Below are 23,915 nucleotides of genomic sequence, written 5' to 3' on the forward strand. Positions count from 1 at the left end.
GGGTTGCAGAAGTGGAACCGACCAGAGTGCAGCGCGTTAAGAACAGTGGCACAATTTGCCTGAAGGGGGTCCTGCAATGCTGGTTGGCGTACTCGTTACCTTTCTCGTCGTCATTCTCGTGCTCTATCTCATCAACATGCTGCCGTTGGACGGCCGGGCCAAGCAGATCGCGCGCGTGGTTGTCATCATCATCGGCATCGTGTCGTTGCTGAAGTATCTGGCGGTATTCTAGCGAAGGTATCGTAGCCCGGATGAGCGAAGCGATATCCGGGACCTTTGTTGCGTCCTCCCGGATATCTATACCTCAAAAACAAAAGCCCCGGCGTAAGCCGGGGCTTCGTTTGTGCTGCTTTAGTGCAGCCCCTTGAGCCAGTCGTCGACGTCCTGACGAACCTGATCCTTGGCCTTGCCGTAGCGCTCCTGGAGCCGGCCCTCGAGCTGCTCGCGCCGACCCTCGATCAATTGGAGATCGTCGTCGGTGAGCTTGGCCCATTTCTCCTTGGCCGAGCCCTTGAATTGCTTCCAGTTTCCTTCGATCCGATTCCAGTCCATGACCGTCTCCCGTTGGTTGATGGCCGGACAACGCGGTCCACGGTGCAGCCGTTCCGCGGCCCGCCGCGGCGTTTCGCCCACAAAAAAGCCCCGGCGTGGGCCGGGGCTTTTGAAGTTCTCTATCGGCACTCAGCCCGTCGCCTTGGCCTCGCGGCGGCGGGCGGTGAGGATGTATTCGGTGTAGCCGTTCGGCTGCTCGCGCCCCTTGAAGATGAGGTCGCAGGCCGCCTTGAAGGCGACGCCGTCGAAGGCGGGCGCCATCGGCTTGTAGACGGGATCGCCCGCGTTCTGCTTGTCGACGACGACGGCCATGCGCTTCAGCGATTCCATCACCTGCGCCTCGGTGATGACGCCCTGATGCAGCCAGTTGGCGAGATGCTGGCTGGAGATGCGCAAGGTGGCGCGGTCCTCCATCAGGCCGACATCGTGGATGTCGGGCACCTTGGAGCAGCCGACGCCCTGGTCGATCCAGCGCACGACATAGCCGAGGATGCCTTGGCAGTTGTTGTCGATCTCCTGCTTGACGTCATCCGGCGCCCAGTTCGACTTCGACACCGGAATGGTGAGGATGTCGGACAGTTTTGCGCGCGGTCCGCCCTTGGCGAGCTCCTGCTGGCGCGCGATCACGTTGACCTGGTGGTAGTGCAGCGCGTGCAGCGTAGCCGCCGTCGGCGATGGCACCCAGGCGGTGGTGGCGCCGGCCTGTGGATGGCCGAGCTTCTGCGCCAGCATGTCCGCCATCTTGTCGGGCGCGGCCCACATGCCCTTGCCGATCTGGGCGTGGCCGGGCAGACCATCGATCAGGCCCATGTCGACGTTCCAGTCCTCATAGGCCTTGATCCAGGCCTGTGCCTTCATCTCGTTCTTGCGGATCATCGGGCCCGCTTCCATCGAGGTGTGGATCTCGTCGCCGGTGCGGTCGAGGAAGCCGGTGTTGATGAACATGATGCGCTTGGAGGCGCGCTGGATGCAGGCCTTGAGGTTGACGGTGGTGCGACGCTCCTCGTCCATGATGCCGACCTTGAGCGTGTTCTCAGGCAGGCCCAGCATCTTCTCGACGCGGTCGAAGATCTCGCAGGTCAGCGACACCTCGTCGGGGCCGTGCATCTTCGGCTTGACGATATAGGCAGAGCCGGTGCGGCTGTTCTTGACCTTGGAATTGCCCTTGAGGTCGTGAATGGCGAGCAGGCCGGAGACGGCGGCATCGAGCAGGCCCTCGGGGACCTCCTCGCCCTTCTCGTCCAGCACCGCGTCGGTGAACATGTGGTGACCGCAATTGCGCATCAGGAGCAGGCTGCGGCCGTGCAGCCTCACCTCGCCCTTGCCGTCCGGCGTCTTGTAGTTGCGGTCGGCGTTGAGCGAGCGCGTCAGCGTCTTGCCACCCTTCTCGAAATCGGCCGAGAGCGTGCCGTTCATCAGGCCGAGCGTGTTGCGATAGACCAGCACCTTGTCCTCGGCGTCGACCGCCGCGACCGAGTCTTCCATGTCGAGGATGGTCGAGACCGCAGCCTCCATGATCATGTCGGCGACACCGGCCGGATCGTCCTTGCCGATCGCGCTGCTGCGGTCGATCTTCACCTCGACATGCAGGCCATTGTTGACGAGCAGCACTGCGCTCGGCGCCGCCGCATCGCCCTGGAAACCCGCGAACTGTGCCGCGTTCTTCAGCGCGGTGGCATTACCGCTCTTCAGCTTCACCGCCAGCTGGCCCGCGACGACGCTGTAGGCGGTGACGTCGGTGTGGCTGCCGGTCGCGAGCGGCACGGCGGCGTCGAGGAACGCCTTGGCCTTGGCGATCACCTTGTCGCCGCGCGCCTTGTTGTAGCCCTTGCCGCTCTCGGACGGGTCATGCGGGATCGCATCGGTGCCGTAAAAGGCATCATAGAGCGAGCCCCAGCGCGCATTCGCCGCGTTCAGCGCGTAGCGCGCATTGGTGAGCGGCACCACGAGCTGCGGGCCGCAGATCTTGCCGATCTCCTCGTCGACATTGGCGGTCTCGACCTTCTGCGTCGCCGGCTCCGGGACGAGATAGCCGATCTCCTTCAGGAAGGCGGTGTAGGCATCGAGGTCGAACGCCTTGCCCTTGTTGGCGCGGTGCCAGTCGTCGATCTTGGCCTGCAGATTGTCGCGGAATGCGAGCAGCTCGCGGTTCTTCGGTCCCAGCTCCTTGATGATGCCGGCAAGCCCGGCCCAGAACGCATCCGGCGCGATCCCCGTTTTCGGGGCGGCTTCCTTGGCGATGAAGTCAAACAGGACGGGAGCGATCTTCAATCCGTGGGCGTCGACGCGTTTCATGATGGGCTTTCTTGTTGGAAATGGCTGTTTTTGGCTGCTTTTGACCCGACAGCAGCAAAATGCGCCCACGCGGGGCGGCTTTCGGAGACCTATTAGCCCCAAAATCAGGGCGGTGAGAAGACCCCCGGGGGCTTGTCAAAATGTCAAGAAGAGAGAGGAAAGGCCCCACCACCGGTGTCATTCCCCGCGAAAGCGGGGAATCCAGTACGCCGCGGCTTCTCTGTATCCCAACGCTGTCTCTGGAATACTGGGTCGCCCGGCCAAGCCGGGCGACGACGGCGGGGACCAGGGCAGCCTCAAATATTCGCAGCGAGGTCGACGACCTCGTCGAACAGTACGCCGGTGGTCTTCAGCATTTGCTCGATCTCGTCGGCCGCCTCCGCGACCGTCCGCGTCGAGGTATCGATCACGAGCTCCGCCCTCTCAGGCTTCTCGTAGTCGTTGCCGATGCCGGTGAACGAGGCCAGCGCGCCGGCGCGAGCCTTCTTGTAGTGGCCCTTGGGATCGCGCTCCTCGCAGATCTCGGCCGGCGTCGCGACATGGATCTCGCGGAACGCGGTGTCGGCGATGCGGCGCGCGGCGGCGCGGTCCTCGCGCGCGGGCGAGACCGCCGCGACGATCGCGATATGGCCGTTGCGGGCCAGATGCGTCGCGACCTCGGCGAGGCGGCGGATGTTCTCGCTGCGATCGGGAGCGGAGAAGCCGAGATCGCTGTTGAGCCCGGCGCGCAGCGTGTCGCCATCGAGCAGCACCGGCGAGCCGCCATTGGTGAACAGCCGCCGCTCCAGCGCCCGCGCCAGCGTCGACTTGCCGGAGGCGGGCAGGCCGGTGAGCCAGACCACGGCACCGTTGTGGCGGTAGCGTGCCGAGCGCTCGTCGCTGCGCAGCGCCGATTCCACTGGCACGATGTCGACGGGGACGGCACGCTGACCGGCATCGACCGACAGCACCAGGCCGCCGCCGGCGATGCGCCCCGCGACCTCGATCACGAGGCGGCCGGTGCGCGGATTTTCGGTGTAGGGATCGGTCGCGATCGGATTGGACAGGGAGATGTCGATCTCGCCGACATGGTTGCGGGCAATCGCCTTGTTCTCGGTGCTCGAGAGCTCGCCGGGATCGACCGCCTTCTCGATGGCGACGACGGTGGCGCGGCTCTCCTTCGGACCGCTGCGCACCAGGATCTGGTCACCCTTCGCAAGCGGCTTGTCGTGCAGCCAGAAGATGCGTGCGCGCAGCCGCCGCGTCTCGCGCGGGGCGCTGCCCGCATGCGCGATGATGTCGCCGCGCTCGATGAACAATTCGCGGTCGAGCGTGATGCCGACCGAGCGGCCCGCGCCCTGCCGTCCCGCCACCGGCGTCACCGGCCAGCTCTCGACCGTCTTGATCTTCGCGATCTTGCCCGCAGGCATGATCACGATCTCGTCGCCGGCAATCAGGCTGCCGGATTCGATGCGGCCGGCGACGATGCGGCGGTCGTCGAACTTGTAGATCGCCTGCACCGGCAGCCGCAGCGCCAGCGTTTCCAGCGGCCGCGCCGGCTCGAGCCTATCGAGCGCCTCGACCACGGTCGGTCCCTTGTACCAGCCGATCCGGCCGGTGCGCTCCGCGACGCCGTCGCCGTCGCGCGCCGAGATCGGGATCACGGCCGTCGGCTTCACGCCGAGGCCATTGAGATGCGCGGAAATCTCGTCGCTGATGTTCTTGAAGCGCGCGGCGGAGAAATCGACACGGTCCATCTTGTTGACGACGACAGCGACCTGCTTCACGCCGAGCAGGTGCAGGAGATAGCCGTGCCGCCGCGTCTGGTCGCGCACGCCTTCGAGCGCGTCGATGATCAGCACCGCGCCGTCGGCCTGCGAGGCGCCGGTGATCATGTTGCGCAGGAATTCGGCGTGACCGGGCGCGTCGATCAGCACGATGTCGCGCGAATTGGTGCGGAAGCGGATCTGCGTGGTGTCGATGGTGATGCCCTGGTCGCGCTCGGTCTGCAGCGCGTCGAGCAGGAACGACCATTCGAACGGCATGCCGCGCCGTGCGCTGACGGCCTTCAGCATGTCGAGCTTGCCCTCGGGCAGGCTGCCGGTCTCGTGCAGGAGGCGGCCGACCAGCGTCGACTTGCCGTGGTCGACATGGCCGACGATGACGATGCGCACCTGGGGACGCGTGGTGCCGTTCGGCGTGGCGGACGAAGCTGACGTGACAATCATGTTCATGGCCGCGTCCTTGATCAGAGATAGCCGGCGACGCGAAGGCGCTCGAAGGCGTCCTCGGTCTCGTGGTCGAGCGCGCGTCCGGCGCGCTCCGGCACCTTGGTCTGTTCGAGCTCGACCAGGATCTCGTCGATGCTCGACGCTGTCGAGGCGACGGGGTTGGTGATGTCCTGGTCACCCAGCGAGCGATAGCGCTTGCCGTCCTTGGCGAGATACAGCGGGATGATCGGAATGTTTTCGCGCTTGGTGTAGGCCCAGATGTCGGCCTCGGTCCAATGCAGGATCGGATGGATGCGCAAATGCGCGCCTTGCGGCGGCGAGGCGTTGAAATGATCCCAGAACTCCGGCGGCTGGTCGCGCACGTCCCAATTGCCCTCCAAGCCGCGCGGGGAGAACACGCGCTCCTTGGCGCGCGTTGCTTCCTCGTCGCGGCGGATGCCGGCGATCAGGCCGTCGAAGCCGTATTTGGCCAGCGCCATCTTGAGGCCCTCGGTCTTGCGCGCGGCGGAACGGGCGGCCGGCGGCAGCGTTGGGTCGACGGCATCGATCGGCGGGCAGGGCTCGACGCGCAGATCGAGATCCCATTCCTTGCCGTAATGATCGCGGAAGCGATACATCTCCGGAAACTTCTTGCCGGTATCGACGTGAAGGGCGGGAAACGGCATCTTGCCGAAGAAGGCTTTCCGCGCCAGCCAGATCATGACGTTGGAGTCCTTGCCGAGCGACCACAACAGGGCGATCTTCTTCAGCCGGGCAAAGGCCTCACGGAAGATGTAGATGCTCTGCGCTTCGAGCTGGTCGAGATGGTCCATGCTCGGGGCAAGCTCGGCAGAAAATTCTTGCGCGCGCACGCGCTCAGCTAGCGCCGGATTGCTCAGCCGATCAGCAGCGGAATCGTCCTTGAGAAGATGCATCTCTGCCACTTTGCGTTTGGAGGCGAAAATTCTATAGTTGCATGGCGGAAGAGAAGAAAAAATTTTCTCTTTTCGCGCTCGAAACGAGACATATATAGAAAATAATTCCAGTCAACCCCGTTTGTGGGGAAGCGAGTAGCGCATGCGGTTCTTGCCGGTGTTTCTCGATCTTAAGGCCGGCCCGGTGGTCCTCATCGGCGCGGGTGAGCTGTTGCGCGCCAAGCTGCGCGTGCTCGCCGCCGCCGGCGCGCGCATGCGCGTGCATGCGATCGACGGCAATCATGACCTCGGCCTCAGCTCCGGGGACGCGGCGCGCGTCGAAATCGCGAGCGGCGATCCGCTCACGGCCGATCTCTCAGGTGTCATCGCAATTGTCTGCGCGGGTGCCGGCAACATCGGCGTTGCGATGTCCGCTCGGGCGAAGGCGCTCGGCCTGCCCGTCAACGTCATGGACGATCTCGAGCACTCCAGCTTCATCTTCCCGGCGATCGTCGATCGCGGCGATGTCGTGGTCGCGGTCGGCACCGGCGGCACCTCGCCGGTGGTGGCGCGGCGCGTGCGCGAGAAGATCGAGGCGCTGCTACCGGCGCGCATCGGCGAGCTCGCCGAGTTCATCGGCACCTTCCGCAAGTCGATCAACGAGCGCATCGCCGAGTTTCCGCTGCGCCGTCGTTTCTGGGAGCGCGTCATCGACGGTCCGATCGGCGCAGCCGTGCTCGCCGGCCGCAAGGGCGAAGCGGATGCATCGCTCAAGGCTATCTCCGACCCGTCCGCATTCGCGCGCGTCGACAAGCCGGAAGGCTCGGTCGCGCTGGTCGGCGCCGGCCCCGGCGATCCTGACCTTCTCACCATCAAGGCGTTGCGTGCCTTGCAGGATGCGGACATCGTCTTCCATGACGAGCTGGTCTCGCCCGAGATTCTCGACCGCATCCGCCGCGACACCACGCGCGTTGCGGTCGGCCGCCGCGTCGGCAAGCCCGGCATCGGCCAGGACGCCATCAACAAGCGCATGATCGAAGCCGCGCAAGCCGGCCAACGTGTGGTGCGGCTGAAGGGCGGCGATCCCTTCGTGTTCGGCCGCGGTGGTGAAGAGGTCGAAGCGCTGCGCGCCGCCGGCGTCGCCTATTCGATCATTCCCGGCATCACCGCAGGGCTCGGCGGCGCTGCCGATTTCGAGGTGCCGCTTACCTACCGCCATGAGGCGACTCGCATCACCTTCCTGACCGCGCACAAGGCGCGCGATGCCGAGAACGTGGATTGGTCGACGCTGACCGACACCAGGATGACCGTCGTGGTCTACATGGGCATGACGGCGGCGCCGGCCGTGCGCGCCGGCCTGTTCGCGGCCGGCCGCTCGCCGGAAACGCCGGTCGGCGTGTTCGCCCGTGTCACGCGGCCCGATGCGCAGGGCGCGATCGGCACGCTGCGCGACCTGCCGGAATTGGCGCGGCGGATCCAAGGTGGTCCCGCCATCCTCATCATCGGCGACGTGGTCCGGCATGCCGGCTCGCTTCGCCGCCACACACCCAAACAAATCATCTCTGACCTATTGGATGCAGCCGAATGACCTCCCCGCTCGAACAGAAGAAGATCAAGATCGCCGGCCCCTCGGTCGTGACCGCCAACCGCACCTGGGACGGCATCGTGGTCTACCGCACCGCTGCCAAGGGCTGGTCCGCGGAACTCTCGGAAGCCGCGATCGTACGCAACTCCGACGAGGCCAGGGCGTTGCTTGCGGAGTCCATCGCCGATGATGTCGGTGCGATCGGCCCCTATATCGCGCCGGTGCAGATCGGCGAGGACGGCAAGATCCTGCCCGGCAATCTGCGCGAACAGATCCGCCGTACCGGCGTCACCATCGGACAGCCGGCCCAGGTTTAAGGCACGCACTTATGTATGCTTACGACGAAATCGACCGCACGCTCGTCAACGAGCGCGTCTCGGAGTTCCGCGACCAGGTGAAGCGGCGCCTCTCCGGCGAGCTCACCGAGGACGAATTCAAGATCCTGCGGCTTCAGAACGGCGTCTATCTGCAACTGCACGCCTACATGTTCCGCGTCGCGATCCCCTACGGCACGCTGGCGACCAACCAGCTGCGGGCGCTCGCCCATGTCGCGCGCAAATACGATCGCGGCTACGGCCATTTCACCACGCGGCAGAACATCCAGTTCAACTGGATCAAGCTCGCCGAGCTGCCGGACGCGCTCGAAGATCTTGCCAAGGTCGGCATCCACGCGATGCAGACCTCCGGCAACAACATGCGCAACGTCACCTCGGACCAGTGGGCCGGCGTCGCGCCCGGCGAGATCGAGGATCCCCGCATCTGGTCGGAGCTGATCCGCCAACACACCACGTTGCATCCCGAATTCTCGTTCCTGCCGCGCAAGTTCAAGATCGCGATCACCGCGTCGGACCATGACCGCGCCGCGATCAGGATCCACGATATCGGCCTGCGGCTGATCAAGAACGAGAAGGGCGAGACCGGCTTCGAGGTTCTCGTCGGTGGCGGTCTCGGCCGCACGCCGTTCATCGCCAAGACCATCAAGCACTTCGTGCACGGCCGCGACATCCTCAGCTACATCGAGGCTATCTTACGCGTCTACAACCAGTATGGCCGCCGCGACAACATCTACAAGGCGCGGATCAAGATTCTGGTGCACGAGCTCGGCATCGAGAAGTTCTCCCGCGAGGTCGAGGACGAGTGGCAGCACATCCGCAACTCCTCGCTTCAGATCGACGACGAGGTGATCGAGGACATCCGCTCGCGCTTCACCTATCCGGCCTACGAGAAGCTGCCGCACATGCCCGACGAGCTGCGCCAGGCCGCGGCCGATCCGGATTTCGAGGCGTGGCGCAAGAACTCGGTGGCTCCGCACAAGGTGCAGGGCTATTCCATCGTCACGATCTCGCTGAAGCCGACCGGCGGGCCTCCGGGCGATGCCACGGCCGAGCAGATGGACGCGCTGGCTGATCTCGCCGACAAATATTCCTTCGGCGAGATCCGCGTCGGCCACGAGCAGAACCTGGCGCTGCCGCACGTCGCCAAGCGCGACCTGCCGGCGCTGTGGAAGGCGCTCGACAAGCTCGGGCTGGCGACGCCCAACGTCAACCTGATCACCGACATCATCGCCTGCCCGGGGCTCGATTATTGCTCGCTGGCGAATGCGCGCTCGATCCCGATCGCGCAGGAGCTGACGCGGCGCTTCGCCAATCACGAACTCGCCAATCTGATCGGCCGGCTCCACATCAACATATCAGGCTGCATCAATGCCTGCGGCCATCACCACGTCGGCCATATCGGCATTCTCGGCGTCGAGAAGAACGGCGAGGAAGTCTACCAGATCACCATCGGCGGCCGCGCCGACGAGAACGCGGCGCTCGGGACCCTGATCGGACCGGGCGTCAAGTTCGACGAGGTCGCCGATGTCGTCGAGGACATCGTGGAAGCCTATCTGGCGCTGCGTGAGCGGCCCGAGGAGCTGTTCATGGACACGGTCAAGCGCCTCGGCGTCGAACCCTTCAAGGAGCGCGTCTATGCCACTCGTTAACGGCGGAAAGATCGTCGATGACGGCTTCGTCAAGCTCGCCGTCGATACGCCGCTGCCCGAGCGCGGCGACATTCTTGTGCCGGCCGAGCGTTTCCTCGGCGAGGCCGAGGGCTTGCTCCAGCGCGCCGGCAAGGTCGGCGTGATCTGGCCGAACAATCGCGACATCGCCGAACTCGTGCCGTATCTCGGCAGGATCGCGGCCGTCGCGCTGGTGTTCCCGACCTTCCGCGACGGGCGTGCCTACAGTCAGGCACGGCTGCTGCGCGAACGCTACGATTATCGCGGCGAATTGCGCGCCACCGGCCAGGTGCTGCGCGACCAGTTCGTGTTCATGCTGCGCGCCGGCTTCGACGCCTTCGAGGTCAAGAAGCAGGCGGACGCGGAAGCCTTCATGCAGACGGCCAGGCGCTATTCGGTATTCTACCAGCCGACCGGCGATGGCCGCATCACGGCGCTGCACCGGCGCATGCAGCTGCGTCATTCCGAAGGTGTCGGCACGTGACCGCGATCGCGCCTCAGGTTCCGACGGTCTCTGCGTTGCCCTCGGCGGAAGAGCTCGATCGCGCTTTGCGCGATGCCTCGCCCGCGGAGATCGTCGCTGCGGCGCTGAAGACGGTCGGGCGCGACAAGCTCGCGCTGGTATCGTCCTTCGGTACGGAATCGGCGACGCTGCTGAAGGTCATGGCGGACGTTGATCCCGCGATTCCGGTGATCTTTCTCGACACCGGCTGGTTGTTCGAGGAGACGCTGGCCTATCGCGACACGCTGATCGCGAAGCTGGGCCTGAAGGACGTCCGGTCGATCAAGCCGGCCGACGAGACGCTGTCGCGCGAAGATCCCGACCGCGACCTCTGGTTCTCCGATCCCGACGCCTGCTGCCGCATTCGAAAAGTCGAGCCGCTGGCGCGGGCGCTGAAGCCGTTCTCGGCCTGGCTCAACGGCCGCAAGCGCTTCCAGGGCAGTGCGCGCGCCGACATTCCCGTCGTCGAGGATGACGGCGCGCGGCTGAAGTTCAATCCCTTCGCCAACGTCTCGCGCGAGGAGATCGAGGCGATCTTCACTCGTGCCAAATTGCCGCGGCACCCTCTGGTTGCGTCAGGATTTCTGTCGGTTGGCTGTATGCCTTGCACCAGCAGAACGGGCGAGGGCGAGGATTCCCGCGCCGGCCGATGGCGGGGCCGCGCCAAAACAGAATGCGGCATTCACACGATGAAGGTTTCGTAGCACGGTTGCGCCGCCACGCTGCGAACAAGAAAATCCGGTTCCGTTGACTTGAGTGCGTTTCGCCCCGAGTTATGCCTGCCGTCGATGACGCCGATGTCGTCGAGGTGAATGGAGATGGACATGATGCGCCGTATCGTTCCGCTCGCTGCAGGACTCCTCTGGGCAAGCTCGGCTCTCGCTGCTGACATCAGTTTGCTGAACGTGTCGTACGATCCGACGCGTGAGCTCTATGGCGAGTTCAACAAGGCGTTCGCGCATGCCTATCAGAAGGAGACCGGCAAGAGCATCGAGATCAAGCAGTCGCATGGCGGTAGCGGCTCGCAGGCGCGCGCGGTGATCGACGGACTGCAGGCCGACGTGGTGACGCTCGCGCTCGCCTATGACATCGATGCCATCGCTGCCAAGGGCCTGGTGGCGGCGGATTGGCAAAAGCGGCTGCCGCAGAATTCATCCCCCTATACCTCGACGATCGTATTCCTGGTGCGCAAGGGCAATCCCAAGGGCATCAGGGACTGGGACGACCTGGTCAAGCCCGGGGTTGCCATCATCACCCCGAACCCGAAGACGTCAGGCGGGGCGCGCTGGAATTATCTGGCCGCCTGGGGATTTGCGCAGAAGAAGTTCGGCTCGGCCGACAAGGCCAAGGACTTCATCGGCAAGCTCTATCAGCAGGTCCCGGTGCTGGATACCGGCGCGCGCGGCGCCACCGTGACCTTCGTCGAGCGCGGTGTCGGCGACGTGCTGCTCGCCTGGGAGAACGAGGCGTTCCTTGCGTTGAAGGAGTTCGGCACGAACAGGTTCGAGATCGTGGCGCCGCCGCAATCGATCCTTGCCGAGCCGCCGGTCGCGATCATCGACAAGGTTGCCGACAAAAAGGGCACCCGCAATGCGGCCGATGCCTACCTTCAATACTGGTACACCAAGGAGGGGCAGGAGATCGCCGCGCGCAACTTCTACCGTCCGCGCGATGCCGAAATCGCCAAGAAGTATGAAAATGCCTTCGCCAAGGTCGAGCTGTTCACGATCGACGACGTTTTCGGCGGCTGGACCAAGGCACAGAGGGAACATTTTGCCGACGGCGGCGTCTTTGATCAGATCTACAAGAACTGATCAGGCGCTGTCTTAGGAGGCTTTTGCAGGGGGCCTGGTGAGCGCAGTTGCAGCACAACGCCGGACATTGCCGGGCTTCGGTCTCACCATGGGACTGACGCTGACCTGGCTGTCCGTGATCATCCTGATTCCGCTCGCCGGCCTGTTCCTGAAATCGCTCGAGCTCAGCCCCGAGCAGTTCTGGAACATCCTTTCGAGCCGCCGCACTCTGAACGCGCTTCGCGTCTCGTTCGGCCTCGCCTTTGCGGCGGCCTGCGTCAATCTCGTCATGGGCAGCGTCATCGTCTGGGCGCTGGTGCGCTACCGTTTCCCGGGCCGGCGACTGTTCGACGCCATCGTGGACGTGCCCTTCGCGCTGCCGACCGCGGTGGCCGGCGTGGCGCTGACCGCGCTGTTCGCCGAGAAGGGCTGGCTGGGCGCGCCGCTTGCCGCGCTCGGCATCAAGGTCGCGTTCACGCCGGTCGGCATCTTCGTCGCCATGATCTTCATCGGTATTCCCTTCGTGGTTCGCACGGTGCAGCCGGTGCTCCAGGATCTCGACCCCGAGATCGAGGAAGCCGCGGGCAGCCTTGGCGCCAGCCGCTGGCAGACCATCTTCCGCGTGATCCTGCCGTCGCTCGCACCGGCGCTGCTTACCGGCCTCGCGCTCGCCTTCGCCCGGGCCGTCGGCGAATACGGCTCGGTGATCTTCATCGCCGGCAATCTGCCCAACGTCTCCGAAATAGCGCCGCTCTTGATCGTGATACGCCTGTCCGAATTCCGTTACGCCGATGCGACCGCGATCGCGGTGGTCATGCTCGTCGTCTCCTTCGTCATCATCTTTGCCGTCAACCGGCTCCAGCGCTGGGCGCAGAGCCGGATTCCGGCGCGCTGAGGGCGGATCATGACGATGCAGATCGCAGATTCCATACCGCTCTCGGCCTCCGACGCGAAGGCGCGTGCGCAGGCGGCGGCAGCGCAGGACAATTTGCGTACCGAACCGCGCGCCGTGCGCATCACCATCATCGCGCTCGCGATGATCTTTCTCACCATCTTCGTCGTGCTCCCGCTCGTCGTCGTCTTTGCGCAGGCGTTCTCGAGGGGCGTCGTCGCCTATCTCGCCGCGCTCGCGGAGCCGGAGGCGCTGGCTGCAATCAGGCTGACGTTGCTGGTCGCAGCGATCTCAGTAGGCCTCAATCTGTTGTTCGGCCTCGTCGCCGCCTGGGCCATCGCCAAGTTCGATTTTCCGGGCAAGACGTTCCTGATCACGCTGATCGACCTGCCGTTCTCGGTCAGTCCGGTGATCTCGGGTCTCGTCTTCGTGCTGCTGTTCGGCGCACAGGGCTATTTCGGCAGCTGGCTGCGCGACCACGACATCCAGATCCTGTTCGCGGTGCCCGGCATTGCGCTCGCCACCACCTTCGTCACCTTTCCCTTCGTGGCCCGTGCGCTGATCCCGCTGATGCAGGAGCAGGGCACGCAGGAGGAGGAGGCCGCGATCTCGCTGGGCGCCTCGGGCCTCCAGACCTTCTTCCGCGTCACGCTGCCCAACATCAAATGGGGGGTGCTCTACGGCGTCCTGCTCTGCAACGCCCGCGCCATGGGCGAGTTCGGCGCGGTCTCGGTCGTCTCCGGCCACATTCGCGGCGAGACCAACACCATGCCGCTCCTTGTCGAGATTCTCTACAACGAGTACCAGTTCGTCGCCGCCTTCGCGATCGCCTCGCTGCTGGCGATGCTGGCGCTGATCACGCTGATCGTGAAGACCGTTCTCGAACGCCATCTGGACGAAGGACAAGAGCCAAGTGACCATTGAAGTCAGAAATCTCGTCAAGTCGTTCGGCAGCTTCAAAGCCCTCGACGGCGTCGATCTCAAGGTCGACAGCGGCGAGTTGGTGGCGCTGCTCGGTCCGTCCGGCTCGGGCAAGACCACGCTGCTGCGGATCGTCGCCGGGCTCGACTGGCCTGATTCCGGCGAGGTCTTCATCAATGGCGAGGACGCACTGGCGCAAGGCGCGCGAGAGCGTCACGTCGGCTTCGTGTTCCAGCACTATGCGCTGTTCCGCCACATGACGGTGTTCGAGAACGTCGCCTTCGGCCTGCGCGTGCAGCCGCGCACGGTCCGCAAGGACGAGGCGGCGATCCGCGCCCGGGTCAAGGAACTGCTCGATCTTGTACAGCTTGACTGGCTCGCCGATCGCTACCCGAGCCAGCTTTCCGGCGGCCAGCGCCAGCGCATCGCGCTCGCCCGCGCGCTGGCGATCGAGCCGCGCATCCTGCTGCTCGACGAGCCGTTCGGCGCGCTCGATGCGAAGGTGAGGAAAGAGCTGCGCAAATGGCTGCGCTCGCTGCATCATGAAATCCACGTCACCTCGATCTTCGTCACCCATGACCAGGAGGAGGCGCTGGAAGTCGCCAACCGCGTCGTGGTGATGGACAAGGGCAGGATCGAGCAGATCGGCTCGCCCGATGACGTCTATGCAAGTCCCGCGACCGCCTTCGTCCACGGTTTCATCGGTGAATCGATCGAACTGCCGGTTGAAGTCGAAGGTGGTGCTGTCACGCTCGGCGGCCGGCCGCTTCGGCTCACAGCGGACGGGCTTGCGCCTGGCGCGTCAAAACTGTTCGTGCGGCGACATGACATGCTGGTCGGCCCGCCCGGCAGCGGCGCCTTCGAGGGCGCGGTCCGGCATGTCCGCAATTTCGGCCCCGTACAGCGCGCCGAGGTCGCGCTCTCGGGCGGCCAGACCATCGAGATCGACGCCCCTCGCGACAAGGAACTTCGCGCCGGCGACACCATCGGATTGGAGCCCCGCCGCTACCGGATATTTGCGGGCTAGCACAGTCATTCCGGGGCGATGCAGAGCATCGAACCCGGAATCCCGAGATTGAGGCGCGAGATTCTCAGGTGCGCGATTGCGCACCATAGTTCGCGCTGACGCGCGCCCCCGGAATGACGGCTCAGATTTTCCTCAAAATTCACCTTTCAGCCACGGTTGATATGCAACAACGGACCCTCATTTGGGGGCCTCGATTCATGCGCGCTGCGGCCGCAATTCTCATCATTTTGCTGCTCGCCGGCTGTGCCGGCAACGAAGCACCGGTCCAGCAGCCATCCATGTACACCGACATGGCGGTTCCGGGCTCCAAGCTCGATGCGCAGGCGGCTGCGGTGATGATCTCGCAATACCGCCAGAACAACGGGCTGGGCACCGTTGTGATCGATTCCGACCTGATGCGGCTCGCCGAGTCCCAGTCGGGCGCGATGGCGGCGGCCAACAAGATGGACCACGACGTCCGCGCGCCGCTCGCCAAGCGCCTCGCCGCCGGCGGTTATCCCGCGACCGTGGCGGTCGAGAACATCTCGGCCGGCTATCATACGCTGGCGGAAGCGTTTTCTGGCTGGCGCGACTCGCCGCCTCACCGCGCCAACATGCTCAAGGGCGGTGTCACAAAATTAGGCATCGCGGCGAGCTATGCTCCCGGCACCAAGTACAAGGTGTTCTGGACCATGATCCTGGCCTCGACGGACCCGAGATAAGCCAGACTTGATCTCGGGGCGCATTGACGCCGCGGCGGAGTGTCGCCACGGTGGCCAGCCTTTTGCTATTGTTCCCGAATGACAGATCATAGTCCGGACATCGCAACGATCCCGACGAATGCGCAACGCGTCCTGGTTCTCCAGGGCGGCGGCGCGCTCGGCTCCTATCAGGCCGGGGCCTATCAGGCGCTGTGCGGCTACGGCTTCGAGCCGGAATGGGTGGCCGGCATCTCCATCGGCGCGGTCAACGCTGCCATCATCGCCGGCAACGAGGGCCAGATGCGCGTCAAGCGGCTCAAGGAATTCTGGGAGATGGTCTCGGCGCCGGTCCCGTGGAAGCCGATCGGCAAGAGCGACCACAGCCGCGAGCTGTTCAATTCGACCAGCGCTGCGCTGATTGCGACCTTCGGCGTGCCCGGCTTCTTCACACCGCGCATTCCGCCGGCGCCGCTCTGGCCGCCAGGGCACCCCGAAGCGGAAAGCTATTACGACACATCGCCGCTGAAGAAGACGCTGGAGCGTCTCGTCGATTTCGACCGCATCAACGATCTGAAGACGCGGCTGTCGGTCGGCGCAGTCGGCGTCACCTCGGGCAACTTCAAATACTTCGACAATTACGAGTTCAAGAAGCTCGGCAAGACCATCGGCCCCGAGCACATCATGGCCTCCGGCGCGCTGCCGCCCGGCTTTCCCTCCGTGATGATCGACGGCGAACATTACTGGGACGGCGGCATCGCTTCCAACACCCCGCTCGACTACGTGCTCGATGCCGAGGTCGAACGCGACATGCTGATCTTCCAGGTCGATCTGTTCTCCGCGCGCGGGGACCTGCCGAACTCGCTGCTGGAAGCGGCCGAGCGCGAGAAGGACATCCGCTATTCCAGCCGCACGCGGATGAACACCGACAAGAACAAGCAGCTGCACAACGCGCGACGCGCCGTGCGTGACCTGATCAGCAAATTGCCGGACTATCTCAAGAACGATCCTTCCGTCGAATTCCTGGCGAAAGTGTCGCGCGAAAGCACCGTCACGGTGGTGCATCTGATCTATCGCAGCAAGAACTACGAATCCTCGTCCAAGGACTACGACTTCTCTCATGTCGCCATGGTCGAGCATTGGGAGGCCGGCGTGCGCGACGTGCATCTGTCGATGCGCCACAGGGACTGGCTCGAGCGGCCCCAGTCCAGCGAGACTATGGTGACCTACGATCTCACGGGGGACGTCACCGCGCCCTCGGCAAAAAGGAGCGAATAGAATGGGTAGTCTGTCAGGCAAGAACGCCGTCGTGACCGGATCGACCAGTGGCATCGGGCTCGCTTACGCACGCGCCTTTGCCGGCGCCGGCGCCAATGTCGTCATCAACGGCTTCGGCTCGGCCGAGGACATCGAGAAGGAACGCGCCAAGATCGAGTCCGACTTCAAGGTCAAGGCGATCTACTCGCCCGCCGACATGACCAAGCCCGCCGAGATCGCCGGCATGATCGCGCTCGGCGAGAAGACGTTCGGCTCGGTCGACATCCTCGTCAACAACGCCGGCATCCAGTTCGTGTCGCCGATCGAGGAGTTTCCGCCGGAGAAGTGGGACCAGATCATCGCGATCAACCTCTCCTCGGCCTTCCATGCCATCCGTGCCGCCGTCCCCGGCATGAAGAAGAAGGGCTGGGGCCGCATCATCAACACGGCGTCGGCGCATTCGCTGGTGGCCTCGCCCTTCAAGTCGGCCTACGTCTCGGCCAAGCACGGCATCGCCGGTCTCACCAAGACCGTGGCGTTGGAGGTTGCGACCCACAAGATCACATGCAACTGCATCAGCCCCGGCTACGTCTGGACGCCGCTGGTCGAGAAGCAGATCCCCGACACGATGAAGGCGCGCAACCTGACGCGCGAGCAGGTCATCAACGACGTGCTGCTCGACGCGCAGCCGACCAAGGAGTTCGTCACTTCCGAGCAGGTCGCCGCGCTCGCCCTGTTCCTGTGCAGCGACGACGCCGCGCAGATCACCGGCACCAACCTGTCGATCGACGGCGGCTGGACCGCGGAGTAAGAACGCGATGTCGTAGGCTGGGCAAAGGCGCGTCAGCGCCGTGCCCACCATTCTTCCGCGATTGAGAGAAGTGGTGGGCACGCTTGCGCTTTGCCCACCCTACGAGAGTGAGAGCGAGGCGGCAGTTGCCGCTCAATGGCTCCAGGCCAGCGCCGTCACGAATGCCGAGGACAGGTTCAGCTCGGCAAAGATGATCTTGCCGGCGACCACGAACAGCACGCAGGCAAGCGTCAGCCGCAGCACCGTCTCGGGCACGCGCGTCGCGCTGTAGCTGCCGACGATGATGCCGGGCAGAGAGCCCAGCAGCAGCACGCCCATCAGGGCCCAGTCGACGTCACCGAGCGCCCAATGTCCGATACCGGCGACGAGTGTCAGCGGCACCGCATGGGCGATGTCGGAGCCGACGATGGTCGCCATCGGCAGGCGCGGATAGAGCAGCAGCAGCACGGTCACGCCAACCGCGCCGGCGCCGACCGAGGAGATCGAGACCAGCACGCCCAGCACGACGCCGGTGATCACGGTCGCAATCAAAGTGGTGCGCGCGTCGACCTGCTCGAGGCGCTTTCGATAGCGGTCCATGATCGACTTGCGAAAGATCAACGAGGTCGCGGTCAGCAGCAGCGCAAAGCACAGCACCAGATTGACCAGGCTGCGCTCGGCATCGCTCTTGAGGTCGAGCTTCCACAGCACCAGCAGCGTCACCGCGCTCGCAGGAATGCTGCCGCAGGCGAGCCGCAGCACTGCCGGCCAGTGCACGCTGCGCGACCAGCCATGCACCACGCTGCCGCCGGTCTTGGTGGCAGCGGCATAGAGCAGGTCGGTGCCGACCGCGGTGGAGGGGTGGACGCCGAACAACAGGATCAGCAGCGGCGTCATCAACGAGCCGCCGCCGACGCCGGTCATGCCGACAAGCAGGCCGACGGCGAATCCGGAGGCGACGTAAAGTGGATCAAGCATCTCAGGGAATGTTAGGTTGATCTCATCGGTTGGGCAATATGACGTAGAATAAACTTTCCCCAAGGCGCAACTGCTTGGATGGAATAAGAAAAATTGTGCCGCTGGCCGGGACTGGGCAGACATTTTGCTTCGTCCCAGGGCTCGTCACGCAATAGGCGTTCCTCAACGGCGGCGCAGGCCGCGGCGGCCTATTTGCCGAACGCCAGCACATGCAGGCCGAGCCGCTGCCGCACGATCCAGAACAACAGCACCGTTTCGAAGCTGAGCGAGATCGAGGTCGCGGCCGCGGCGCCGTGGCCGCCATAGTGCGGCACCAGCGCAATGCAGAGCACGAGGTTCATCGCGAAGGCCAGGGCATAGGCCAGCGCGCAGATCTTCTGCTGCCCGAGCATGTTGAGCAGCCGCTCCACCGGGCCGATCGCGGAGCGCACCACGAGCCCGATCGCGGCGACGAACATGATGTCGTAGCCGACCACGAATTGCGGCCCGAACAGCCGCAGCAGCGGCTTGCCGAGCGCCAGCAGCACGATGGTCGCACCCAGCGACGGCCAGAACGTCCAGTTGATGGCATGCGCCACATAGGCCGAGAGGCGCGCCTTGTCGCCGAGCGCATTGTATTCCGCAAAGCGATGCGCCGTCGTGGCCGACATCGCGTAGTGGATGAAGGAGACCAGCGCCAGCGTCTTCACCACGGCGAAATAGACCCCGACCTCGTCCGAGGGGCGGAATTGCTGCAGCACCAGCACGTCGGTGTAGGAGAGGAGCAGGTAGAAGCTCTCGACCAGCAGGATCGGTAGTGAGATGGCGAGCCAGCCCTTGACGTCGTAGGCCTTCGGCCCCGGCTCGATGTGGTCGGCGAGCTTGCGGTTCAGCACCAACATCTGCCCGGTCATCGCGATCCACACCGCACCTGCGCTCGCGACCATCGCGGCGACCGCGCCGAGATGATAGCCGAGCAGGAAGGCCGCGGCCGTGAGGCCGATGATCAGCGCCTGGCGGATGATGAATTGCGGCATCAGGCCGAGCGGCATCCAGTCATGCGAGCGCGCGATGCCGTCCTGGGTATTGGCGACGACGAAAGCAGGGAGGGTCATGCAGCCGATATAGAGCGGCAGTTCCTCGGCCGGATCGATCCACGGCGACAGCAGCTTGACGATGCCGGCTAGGGCGAGCGAGACCAGCGTCGACACGGCAAAGGTCAGCCAGCGGCTGCCGGAGAGAAAGCCGCGCAGCAGCGCCTGCTCGCCGCTGGCGCGGTACTCCGGAATGATCTTCTGCGCGGAGGCGGAGATGCCGAAATCCATCATGCTGCCGAGCAGCAGCACCCAGGTCCAGACATAGACATAGACGCCGTAGTCGGACGTGCCCATCCAGCGCGCAAGCAGAACCTGCGAGACATAGGCGAGCCCCGCGCTGATCACACGGATGACGAAGATGGTGCCGGCGAGCCGCCGCGTCAGCGACGCCTCGGTCGATCCGCCCGTCAGCTTGGCCCGCAGCCGCGCGATCAGCCCGGCCGGTCCGGTCGTTCCGGGTTGTGCATCCATCACGGCCACGTCGAACAGTCCCCAGGCGTCCCGCATACAGCGGCATGCCAGGGGACTAGCAACCATTCGTTAAGATTCGGTTGGGTGGGGTTCCCATACTCAGTGTCGTCCCGGACAAGCGAAGCGCGGATCCGGGACCCATAACCCCAAGGAGAAGTTGCGGCGCAAGCTGGTCACTCCGAGTCTTCGCCAAACCACACCCTGTGGCTATGGATCCCGGATCGGCGCGCGTGTCCGGGACGACAGCTGAGCGTGGGCGAGAGCAGTACAATTCAGTCGCGCTGACGGTCCGGACGGCGGCCGGAACGACAGCTCCGCCTCACTCCAAATTCGTATTGAACTCGTACGCCTTGTCAGGCCCGACCAGCGTGAACTTCAGCGCCGCACCATCCGGCTTGGCGCCCGGCGGCAGTCCGTCGAGCTCGAAAGAAAACCGCGTCACCCCAGGCGGGCTGTGCGGCACTGGTGCGGGAATCGGCAGCGCCCAATCGGGCGTCGGCCCTTCCACGAACAGATTGACGTTGCGGCCGTCCGGCGTCACCACGTCGACCACCACGTTCTTGGGCCCGTCACGCTTGACGTCGCGGATGGTGAGCGGATTGGGGTCGCCGATATTGGCGGGCTTGGGCACGGTGTCGAGCGCGGCACGCAAGTTCGCATCCTCGGTCGAGGCGACGCTGTTGAAGCCGAGCTCGGCGCTGGCCTCGACCGGAATGCAGAGCTTCTCGCACACCGCGTAATTGATCTCGGCGCGCAAGGTCACGGGCTTGTCGGCCGCCTTGGCGACGATGCGCAAGGGCAGCACGATCTGGTTGTGGTAGCCGATCGAATGGCCGCCCGCGCCGTCGTCGAATTTCAGCGGCGCCGGCCACATGATCGTCACCGCCTCGACATTCTCGGACTTCGAGAAGTCGAACCGCGGTGGAACGCCGGAATCGCCGGGGGTGCGCCAGTAGGTCTTCCAGCCGGGCTGGAGCTGGAACGCGATACCGCCTAGCAAGACCGCGCCGCTGCGCGATCCCGCCACCAGCCGCACCGCGGAATGTCCGTCGCGCTGCCACGGCGAAGCGTCATCGGCACGTGCTACGATGGCCAACGACGACGCAAGCAGGGTTGTCGCGACGCCAATCGCCGCACGCAGGGGAACTCTTGTGAGCATGGCACGTCTTTACAGGGTCGGCCCAGGGCAAACCATTGAATTGCTTGTGATGGATGCACTTGAACCGGGTCACCGCAAGGCTTGATTTGACAGCGGACCGGCCCGACATCAGGATAGGAATTGAAACCGGAGTGCTTCACCGATGGCTCCCACAGGCAAGAGGACGGGCGAAAGCACCCGCAGCTCGGGCCCCGCACTGCCCAATTCGGCCGGTTATCTCGACGGCCGGCTCCTGATTGCGATGCCCGTGATGGGCGATTCCCGGTTCGAGCGGTCGGTGATCTACCTCTGCGCCCATTCGGCCGAGGGAGCGATGGGCATCATCGTGAACCACCCCGCCGGCAGCATCGACTTCCCCGAGCTGCTGCAGCAGCTCGGCATCATCAGGAAAGGCGAGCACATCAAGCTGCCGGAGAATGCCGAAAGCATGAAGGTGCTGCGGGGCGGACCGGTCGACACCGGCCGCGGCTTCGTGCTGCATTCCAGCGACTTCTACATCGAGAATGCGACGCTGCGGATCGATGATGGCGTCTGCCTCACCGCGACCGTCGATATCCTGCGCGCGATCGCCAACGGCTCCGGCCCCAAGCATGCCATCCTCGCGCTCGGCTATGCCGGCTGGGCGCCGGGACAGCTCGAGACGGAGATTCAGAGCAACGGCTGGCTGCATTGCGATGCGGATGCGGATCTGATCTTCGGCGACGACGTCGACGACAAGTACAACCGCGCATTGCAGAAGATCGGCATCGATCCCGGCATGCTCTCGAACGAGGCAGGGCACGCGTAGCTGGTGTAGTCCCTACTGCGACATGCTCGGCTGTCCTGCATCATCATCCTCCGGTGTCGTCCCGGACAAGCGCGCCCCAAGCGCGCGCAGATCCGGGACCCATACCCCAGGGAGGAGTGTGGCGCGAGCTCTCAACCACTAGTCTTCGCCAAACCACTCCCTGTGGTTATGGATCCCGGATCTGCGCTCCGCTCTCGACAACGCTACGCGTTGCCAAGAGCTGCGCTTGTCCGGGACGACAGCGGTGAACGCCTACTCCGCCGCCTGCTGCTGCACCGTCGGCTCGGTCCCCGCCACCGTGGCCCTGCGCATGTCGCGGGGCTGCGACTGGTCGTAGCGGCGGACGCGGTGCATGGTCTGGCGGTTGTCCCACATCACGAGGTCATGCAGCTTCCATTTGTGGACATAGACGAATTCCGGCTGCGTCGCATGCTCGTTCAGGTCGCGCAGCAGCAGCCGGCCCTCCGGCACGCTCATGCCGACGACCTTGCCGGCATGCGATGAGAGATACAGCGACTTGCGGCGATGGACGGGATGGGTCCGCACCAGCCGTTGCAGCACCGGCTTGAACATCTCCTTCTCCTCGTCGGTGTACTCGGTGAAGCCGAGCGATCCCCGCGAATACATCAGCGAGTGCTCGCAGACGAGGTCCTCGATCTCCGCCTTGGTCTCGTCGTCGAGTGCGTCATAGGCCGCGCGCATGTCGGCGAATTCGGTGTTGCCGCCCTTCGGGTTCACGACGCGCGCCGACAAAAGCGAGAATTTTGCCGGGATGGGACGGAACGAGCTGTCGGAGTGCCAGAGGCAGTTGCCGAGATTGAACAGATGCGCGCGGCTGTCCTTCGCCAGCGGCTTGCCGTCCTTGCCGAGATTGGAGACGTCGTTCAGGCCGGATTGCAGCCGGTAGTCCTTCTCCTTGGTCACGGTGCCGCCCCGCGCATCCTCGCGCTGGCCGAAATTCAGCGCGAAAGCCATCTGCTGCTCGTCAGTGATGTCCTGGTCGTGGAAAACCAGGACCGCATATTTGTCCATGGCCGCCTCGACCTGGCGCGCTTCATCCGGTGTGAGAGGCTTTCGCAAGTCGAGGCCGGAAACCTCGCCGACAAAATGCTTCTGAAGCTGCCGGATGGCGATCGTCATGACGTTCTCTCCCGCGGGTCGCGAGCGGTTGTTCCCGCTCTGTTGACGAAAAAGCTACTCCCGCGTCAGTCGTTGTCAACGCTTCGAGCGCATGGCTCTCACGCGTTGCGGGCCATCAGCCCGCCATCGACCGGGATCACCGCGCCGGTGAGGAACGATGCCGCCGGCAGGCACAGGCTCAGCGTCATATGCGCGACCTCTTCAGGATCGCCGTAGCGGCCGAGTGCGGTTCGGCGCTTGGCGTAGATGGTCTTGTGCTCCTCGGAGATGCGGTCGGTGATGGCGGTGCGGATCGGCCCGGGGCAGATGCAGTTGACGGTGATGCCCTCGCGGCCGAGCTCCACCGCCAGCGAGCGGGTGAGGCTGGCAACGCCACCCTTGGCTGCCGAATACGGGCTGTGCAATGCGGTGGCCCCGAGCGCTTCGGTCGAGGCGATGTTGACGATGCGCGGGCTCTTCGACTTGCGCAAGTGCGGCAGCGCAGCGCGGATGATGCGCGGATGCGCCGTCAGCATCACGGCGATGCCCCGGGCCCAGGCGTCCTCATAGGCCTCGTCGTCGATCGCAACACGCACGGAGATGCCGGCATTGTTGACGACGATGTCGATTGCCCCGAAATGCGCGGCGACATCGCCGACCACGCGCTTGATCTCGCCGCCGTCGGCGACATCGAGCTTCCACGCCCTTGCTGAACCGCCGCTCGCCGCAATCTCCCTGGCGACACCATGCGCGCCCTGCTCGTCGAAATCCGTGACGGCCACGTTCGCCCCGTCGGTGGCGAACACGCGCGCCGTCGCGCGTCCCATGCCGCTGGCCGCGCCGGTGACGAGAACCGTGAGGCCCTTGACGGACCGGCTGAGCTCCCTGGAGTCGGACATGCTGTTTCCTCGCGCCGTGCTTGTTCTTGT

Annotated in this window: 24 protein-coding genes; 14 read left to right on the forward strand and 10 right to left on the reverse strand. The window is 64.8% G+C overall.

Going from position 1 to position 23,915, the window contains the following annotated elements:
- Positions 1 to 76: 76 nt before the first annotated feature.
- The gene (locus H1B27_RS02665) at positions 77 to 232 is read left to right on the forward strand and encodes a Thivi_2564 family membrane protein (protein WP_061880958.1); all 156 of its coding nucleotides are present in this window, start codon (positions 77 to 79) and stop codon (positions 230 to 232) included.
- Between the two features lie 119 nt (positions 233 to 351).
- Here the strand turns inward: H1B27_RS02665 and H1B27_RS02670 are convergent, their stop codons facing one another.
- The 4 genes from H1B27_RS02670 to cysD all read right to left on the reverse strand — a co-directional run bounded on the left by H1B27_RS02670 (position 352) and on the right by cysD (position 5,869).
- Positions 352 to 552 (reverse strand): CsbD family protein, encoded by a 201-nt coding sequence (locus H1B27_RS02670; protein WP_061880957.1) that lies wholly within the window; start codon positions 550 to 552, stop codon positions 352 to 354.
- A gap of 129 nt (positions 553 to 681) precedes the next feature.
- On the reverse strand, positions 682 to 2,847 hold the full coding sequence (locus H1B27_RS02675) for a malate synthase G (protein ID WP_197964896.1): 2,166 nt from the start codon (positions 2,845 to 2,847) through the stop codon (positions 682 to 684).
- 296 nt (positions 2,848 to 3,143) lie between these two features.
- Positions 3,144 to 5,060, reverse strand: a complete 1,917-nt coding sequence (gene cysC / locus H1B27_RS02680) for an adenylyl-sulfate kinase (RefSeq protein WP_197964897.1) — start codon at positions 5,058 to 5,060, stop codon at positions 3,144 to 3,146.
- A gap of 14 nt (positions 5,061 to 5,074) precedes the next feature.
- The gene (cysD, locus tag H1B27_RS02685; RefSeq protein WP_197964947.1) at positions 5,075 to 5,869 is read right to left on the reverse strand and encodes a sulfate adenylyltransferase subunit CysD; all 795 of its coding nucleotides are present in this window, start codon (positions 5,867 to 5,869) and stop codon (positions 5,075 to 5,077) included.
- Positions 5,870 to 6,113: 244 nt separating this feature from the next.
- On the opposite strand from cysD, the gene cysG reads away from it, so the two are divergent.
- From cysG to H1B27_RS02710, 5 genes are read left to right on the forward strand one after another with little or no spacing between them, the layout of a single operon-like run.
- A complete protein-coding gene (gene cysG / locus H1B27_RS02690; protein ID WP_197964898.1) occupies positions 6,114 to 7,538 on the forward strand; it encodes a siroheme synthase CysG in 1,425 nt (474 codons plus the stop codon).
- On the forward strand, positions 7,535 to 7,852 hold the full coding sequence (locus tag H1B27_RS02695; RefSeq protein ID WP_028178414.1) for a DUF2849 domain-containing protein: 318 nt from the start codon (positions 7,535 to 7,537) through the stop codon (positions 7,850 to 7,852). The genes cysG and H1B27_RS02695 overlap by 4 nt, the downstream gene beginning before the upstream one ends.
- An 11-nt stretch (positions 7,853 to 7,863) precedes the next feature.
- Positions 7,864 to 9,519, forward strand: coding sequence for a nitrite/sulfite reductase (locus tag H1B27_RS02700; protein ID WP_197964899.1), 1,656 nt, complete (start codon positions 7,864 to 7,866; stop codon positions 9,517 to 9,519).
- Positions 9,506 to 10,021, forward strand: a complete 516-nt coding sequence (locus H1B27_RS02705) for a DUF934 domain-containing protein (RefSeq protein ID WP_061880952.1) — start codon at positions 9,506 to 9,508, stop codon at positions 10,019 to 10,021. The genes H1B27_RS02700 and H1B27_RS02705 overlap by 14 nt, the downstream gene beginning before the upstream one ends.
- A complete protein-coding gene (locus H1B27_RS02710) occupies positions 10,018 to 10,743 on the forward strand; it encodes a phosphoadenylyl-sulfate reductase (RefSeq protein ID WP_061880951.1) in 726 nt (241 codons plus the stop codon). Before H1B27_RS02705 ends, H1B27_RS02710 begins: the two co-directional genes overlap by 4 nt.
- On the opposite strand, the gene H1B27_RS02715 is transcribed toward H1B27_RS02710, so the two are convergent.
- On the reverse strand, positions 10,722 to 10,865 hold the full coding sequence (locus H1B27_RS02715; protein ID WP_156505193.1) for a hypothetical protein: 144 nt from the start codon (positions 10,863 to 10,865) through the stop codon (positions 10,722 to 10,724). The genes H1B27_RS02710 and H1B27_RS02715 overlap by 22 nt on opposite strands.
- On the opposite strand from H1B27_RS02715, the gene H1B27_RS02720 reads away from it, so the two are divergent.
- From H1B27_RS02720 to H1B27_RS02750, 7 genes are all read left to right on the forward strand, one after another.
- Complete coding sequence (locus H1B27_RS02720) at positions 10,852 to 11,853, forward strand: sulfate ABC transporter substrate-binding protein (protein ID WP_156505192.1); 1,002 nt, start codon at positions 10,852 to 10,854, stop codon at positions 11,851 to 11,853. The genes H1B27_RS02715 and H1B27_RS02720 overlap by 14 nt on opposite strands.
- A 67-nt stretch (positions 11,854 to 11,920) precedes the next feature.
- Positions 11,921 to 12,727, forward strand: a complete 807-nt coding sequence (gene cysT / locus H1B27_RS02725) for a sulfate ABC transporter permease subunit CysT (RefSeq protein ID WP_210343200.1) — start codon at positions 11,921 to 11,923, stop codon at positions 12,725 to 12,727.
- 9 nt (positions 12,728 to 12,736) lie between these two features.
- Complete coding sequence (gene cysW, locus H1B27_RS02730; RefSeq protein ID WP_061880949.1) at positions 12,737 to 13,648, forward strand: sulfate ABC transporter permease subunit CysW; 912 nt, start codon at positions 12,737 to 12,739, stop codon at positions 13,646 to 13,648.
- The gene (locus H1B27_RS02735) at positions 13,638 to 14,672 is read left to right on the forward strand and encodes a sulfate/molybdate ABC transporter ATP-binding protein (RefSeq protein ID WP_028178407.1); all 1,035 of its coding nucleotides are present in this window, start codon (positions 13,638 to 13,640) and stop codon (positions 14,670 to 14,672) included. Before cysW ends, H1B27_RS02735 begins: the two co-directional genes overlap by 11 nt.
- A gap of 197 nt (positions 14,673 to 14,869) precedes the next feature.
- Complete coding sequence (locus H1B27_RS02740; protein WP_061880947.1) at positions 14,870 to 15,373, forward strand: CAP domain-containing protein; 504 nt, start codon at positions 14,870 to 14,872, stop codon at positions 15,371 to 15,373.
- A 78-nt stretch (positions 15,374 to 15,451) separates the two neighbouring features.
- Positions 15,452 to 16,627: a DUF3734 domain-containing protein gene (locus tag H1B27_RS02745; RefSeq protein WP_197964901.1), complete on the forward strand. Its 1,176-nt coding sequence runs from the start codon at positions 15,452 to 15,454 to the stop codon at positions 16,625 to 16,627.
- 1 nt (position 16,628) lies between these two features.
- Positions 16,629 to 17,417: a 3-hydroxybutyrate dehydrogenase gene (locus H1B27_RS02750; protein ID WP_061880945.1), complete on the forward strand. Its 789-nt coding sequence runs from the start codon at positions 16,629 to 16,631 to the stop codon at positions 17,415 to 17,417.
- A gap of 132 nt (positions 17,418 to 17,549) precedes the next feature.
- Here H1B27_RS02750 and H1B27_RS02755 read toward each other — a convergent pair whose 3' ends face one another.
- The 3 genes from H1B27_RS02755 to H1B27_RS02765 all read right to left on the reverse strand — a co-directional run bounded on the left by H1B27_RS02755 (position 17,550) and on the right by H1B27_RS02765 (position 21,080).
- Positions 17,550 to 18,374, reverse strand: a complete 825-nt coding sequence (locus H1B27_RS02755; protein ID WP_197964902.1) for a sulfite exporter TauE/SafE family protein — start codon at positions 18,372 to 18,374, stop codon at positions 17,550 to 17,552.
- 188 nt (positions 18,375 to 18,562) lie between these two features.
- On the reverse strand, positions 18,563 to 19,930 hold the full coding sequence (locus tag H1B27_RS02760; protein ID WP_197964948.1) for a flippase: 1,368 nt from the start codon (positions 19,928 to 19,930) through the stop codon (positions 18,563 to 18,565).
- 310 nt (positions 19,931 to 20,240) lie between these two features.
- Positions 20,241 to 21,080, reverse strand: a complete 840-nt coding sequence (locus H1B27_RS02765) for a protein-disulfide reductase DsbD domain-containing protein (RefSeq protein WP_197964903.1) — start codon at positions 21,078 to 21,080, stop codon at positions 20,241 to 20,243.
- A 142-nt stretch (positions 21,081 to 21,222) separates the two neighbouring features.
- On the opposite strand from H1B27_RS02765, the gene H1B27_RS02770 reads away from it, so the two are divergent.
- Complete coding sequence (locus H1B27_RS02770) at positions 21,223 to 21,867, forward strand: YqgE/AlgH family protein (protein WP_061880942.1); 645 nt, start codon at positions 21,223 to 21,225, stop codon at positions 21,865 to 21,867.
- A gap of 252 nt (positions 21,868 to 22,119) precedes the next feature.
- Here the strand turns inward: H1B27_RS02770 and H1B27_RS02775 are convergent, their stop codons facing one another.
- The gene (locus tag H1B27_RS02775; RefSeq protein ID WP_197964904.1) at positions 22,120 to 23,007 is read right to left on the reverse strand and encodes a TauD/TfdA dioxygenase family protein; all 888 of its coding nucleotides are present in this window, start codon (positions 23,005 to 23,007) and stop codon (positions 22,120 to 22,122) included.
- Positions 23,008 to 23,105: 98 nt separating this feature from the next.
- Positions 23,106 to 23,885, reverse strand: a complete 780-nt coding sequence (locus tag H1B27_RS02780) for an SDR family NAD(P)-dependent oxidoreductase (protein ID WP_197964905.1) — start codon at positions 23,883 to 23,885, stop codon at positions 23,106 to 23,108.
- Positions 23,886 to 23,915: the final 30 nt, after the last annotated feature.

Origin of the sequence: Bradyrhizobium diversitatis (assembly GCF_016031635.1) — a bacterium.
Lineage (GTDB): Bacteria > Pseudomonadota > Alphaproteobacteria > Rhizobiales > Xanthobacteraceae > Bradyrhizobium > Bradyrhizobium diversitatis.

Coding starts and splice junctions, on each gene's coding strand:
- H1B27_RS02750 (WP_061880945.1), top strand. CDS start 16,629: ATGGGTAGTCTGTCAGGCAAGAACGCCGTCGTGACCGGATCGACCAGT.
- H1B27_RS02715 (WP_156505193.1), bottom strand. CDS start 10,865: ATGTCCATCTCCATTCACCTCGACGACATCGGCGTCATCGACGGCAGG.
- H1B27_RS02665 (WP_061880958.1), top strand. CDS start 77: ATGCTGGTTGGCGTACTCGTTACCTTTCTCGTCGTCATTCTCGTGCTC.
- cysG (WP_197964898.1), top strand. CDS start 6,114: ATGCGGTTCTTGCCGGTGTTTCTCGATCTTAAGGCCGGCCCGGTGGTC.
- H1B27_RS02745 (WP_197964901.1), top strand. CDS start 15,452: ATGACAGATCATAGTCCGGACATCGCAACGATCCCGACGAATGCGCAA.
- H1B27_RS02720 (WP_156505192.1), top strand. CDS start 10,852: ATGGAGATGGACATGATGCGCCGTATCGTTCCGCTCGCTGCAGGACTC.
- H1B27_RS02700 (WP_197964899.1), top strand. CDS start 7,864: ATGTATGCTTACGACGAAATCGACCGCACGCTCGTCAACGAGCGCGTC.
- H1B27_RS02695 (WP_028178414.1), top strand. CDS start 7,535: ATGACCTCCCCGCTCGAACAGAAGAAGATCAAGATCGCCGGCCCCTCG.
- H1B27_RS02775 (WP_197964904.1), bottom strand. CDS start 23,007: ATGACGATCGCCATCCGGCAGCTTCAGAAGCATTTTGTCGGCGAGGTT.
- cysD (WP_197964947.1), bottom strand. CDS start 5,869: ATGGACCATCTCGACCAGCTCGAAGCGCAGAGCATCTACATCTTCCGT.
- cysC (WP_197964897.1), bottom strand. CDS start 5,060: ATGAACATGATTGTCACGTCAGCTTCGTCCGCCACGCCGAACGGCACC.
- H1B27_RS02675 (WP_197964896.1), bottom strand. CDS start 2,847: ATGAAACGCGTCGACGCCCACGGATTGAAGATCGCTCCCGTCCTGTTT.
- H1B27_RS02770 (WP_061880942.1), top strand. CDS start 21,223: ATGGCTCCCACAGGCAAGAGGACGGGCGAAAGCACCCGCAGCTCGGGC.
- H1B27_RS02765 (WP_197964903.1), bottom strand. CDS start 21,080: ATGCTCACAAGAGTTCCCCTGCGTGCGGCGATTGGCGTCGCGACAACC.
- cysW (WP_061880949.1), top strand. CDS start 12,737: ATGACGATGCAGATCGCAGATTCCATACCGCTCTCGGCCTCCGACGCG.
- H1B27_RS02705 (WP_061880952.1), top strand. CDS start 9,506: ATGCCACTCGTTAACGGCGGAAAGATCGTCGATGACGGCTTCGTCAAG.
- H1B27_RS02740 (WP_061880947.1), top strand. CDS start 14,870: ATGCGCGCTGCGGCCGCAATTCTCATCATTTTGCTGCTCGCCGGCTGT.
- H1B27_RS02670 (WP_061880957.1), bottom strand. CDS start 552: ATGGACTGGAATCGGATCGAAGGAAACTGGAAGCAATTCAAGGGCTCG.
- H1B27_RS02780 (WP_197964905.1), bottom strand. CDS start 23,885: ATGTCCGACTCCAGGGAGCTCAGCCGGTCCGTCAAGGGCCTCACGGTT.
- H1B27_RS02755 (WP_197964902.1), bottom strand. CDS start 18,374: ATGCTTGATCCACTTTACGTCGCCTCCGGATTCGCCGTCGGCCTGCTT.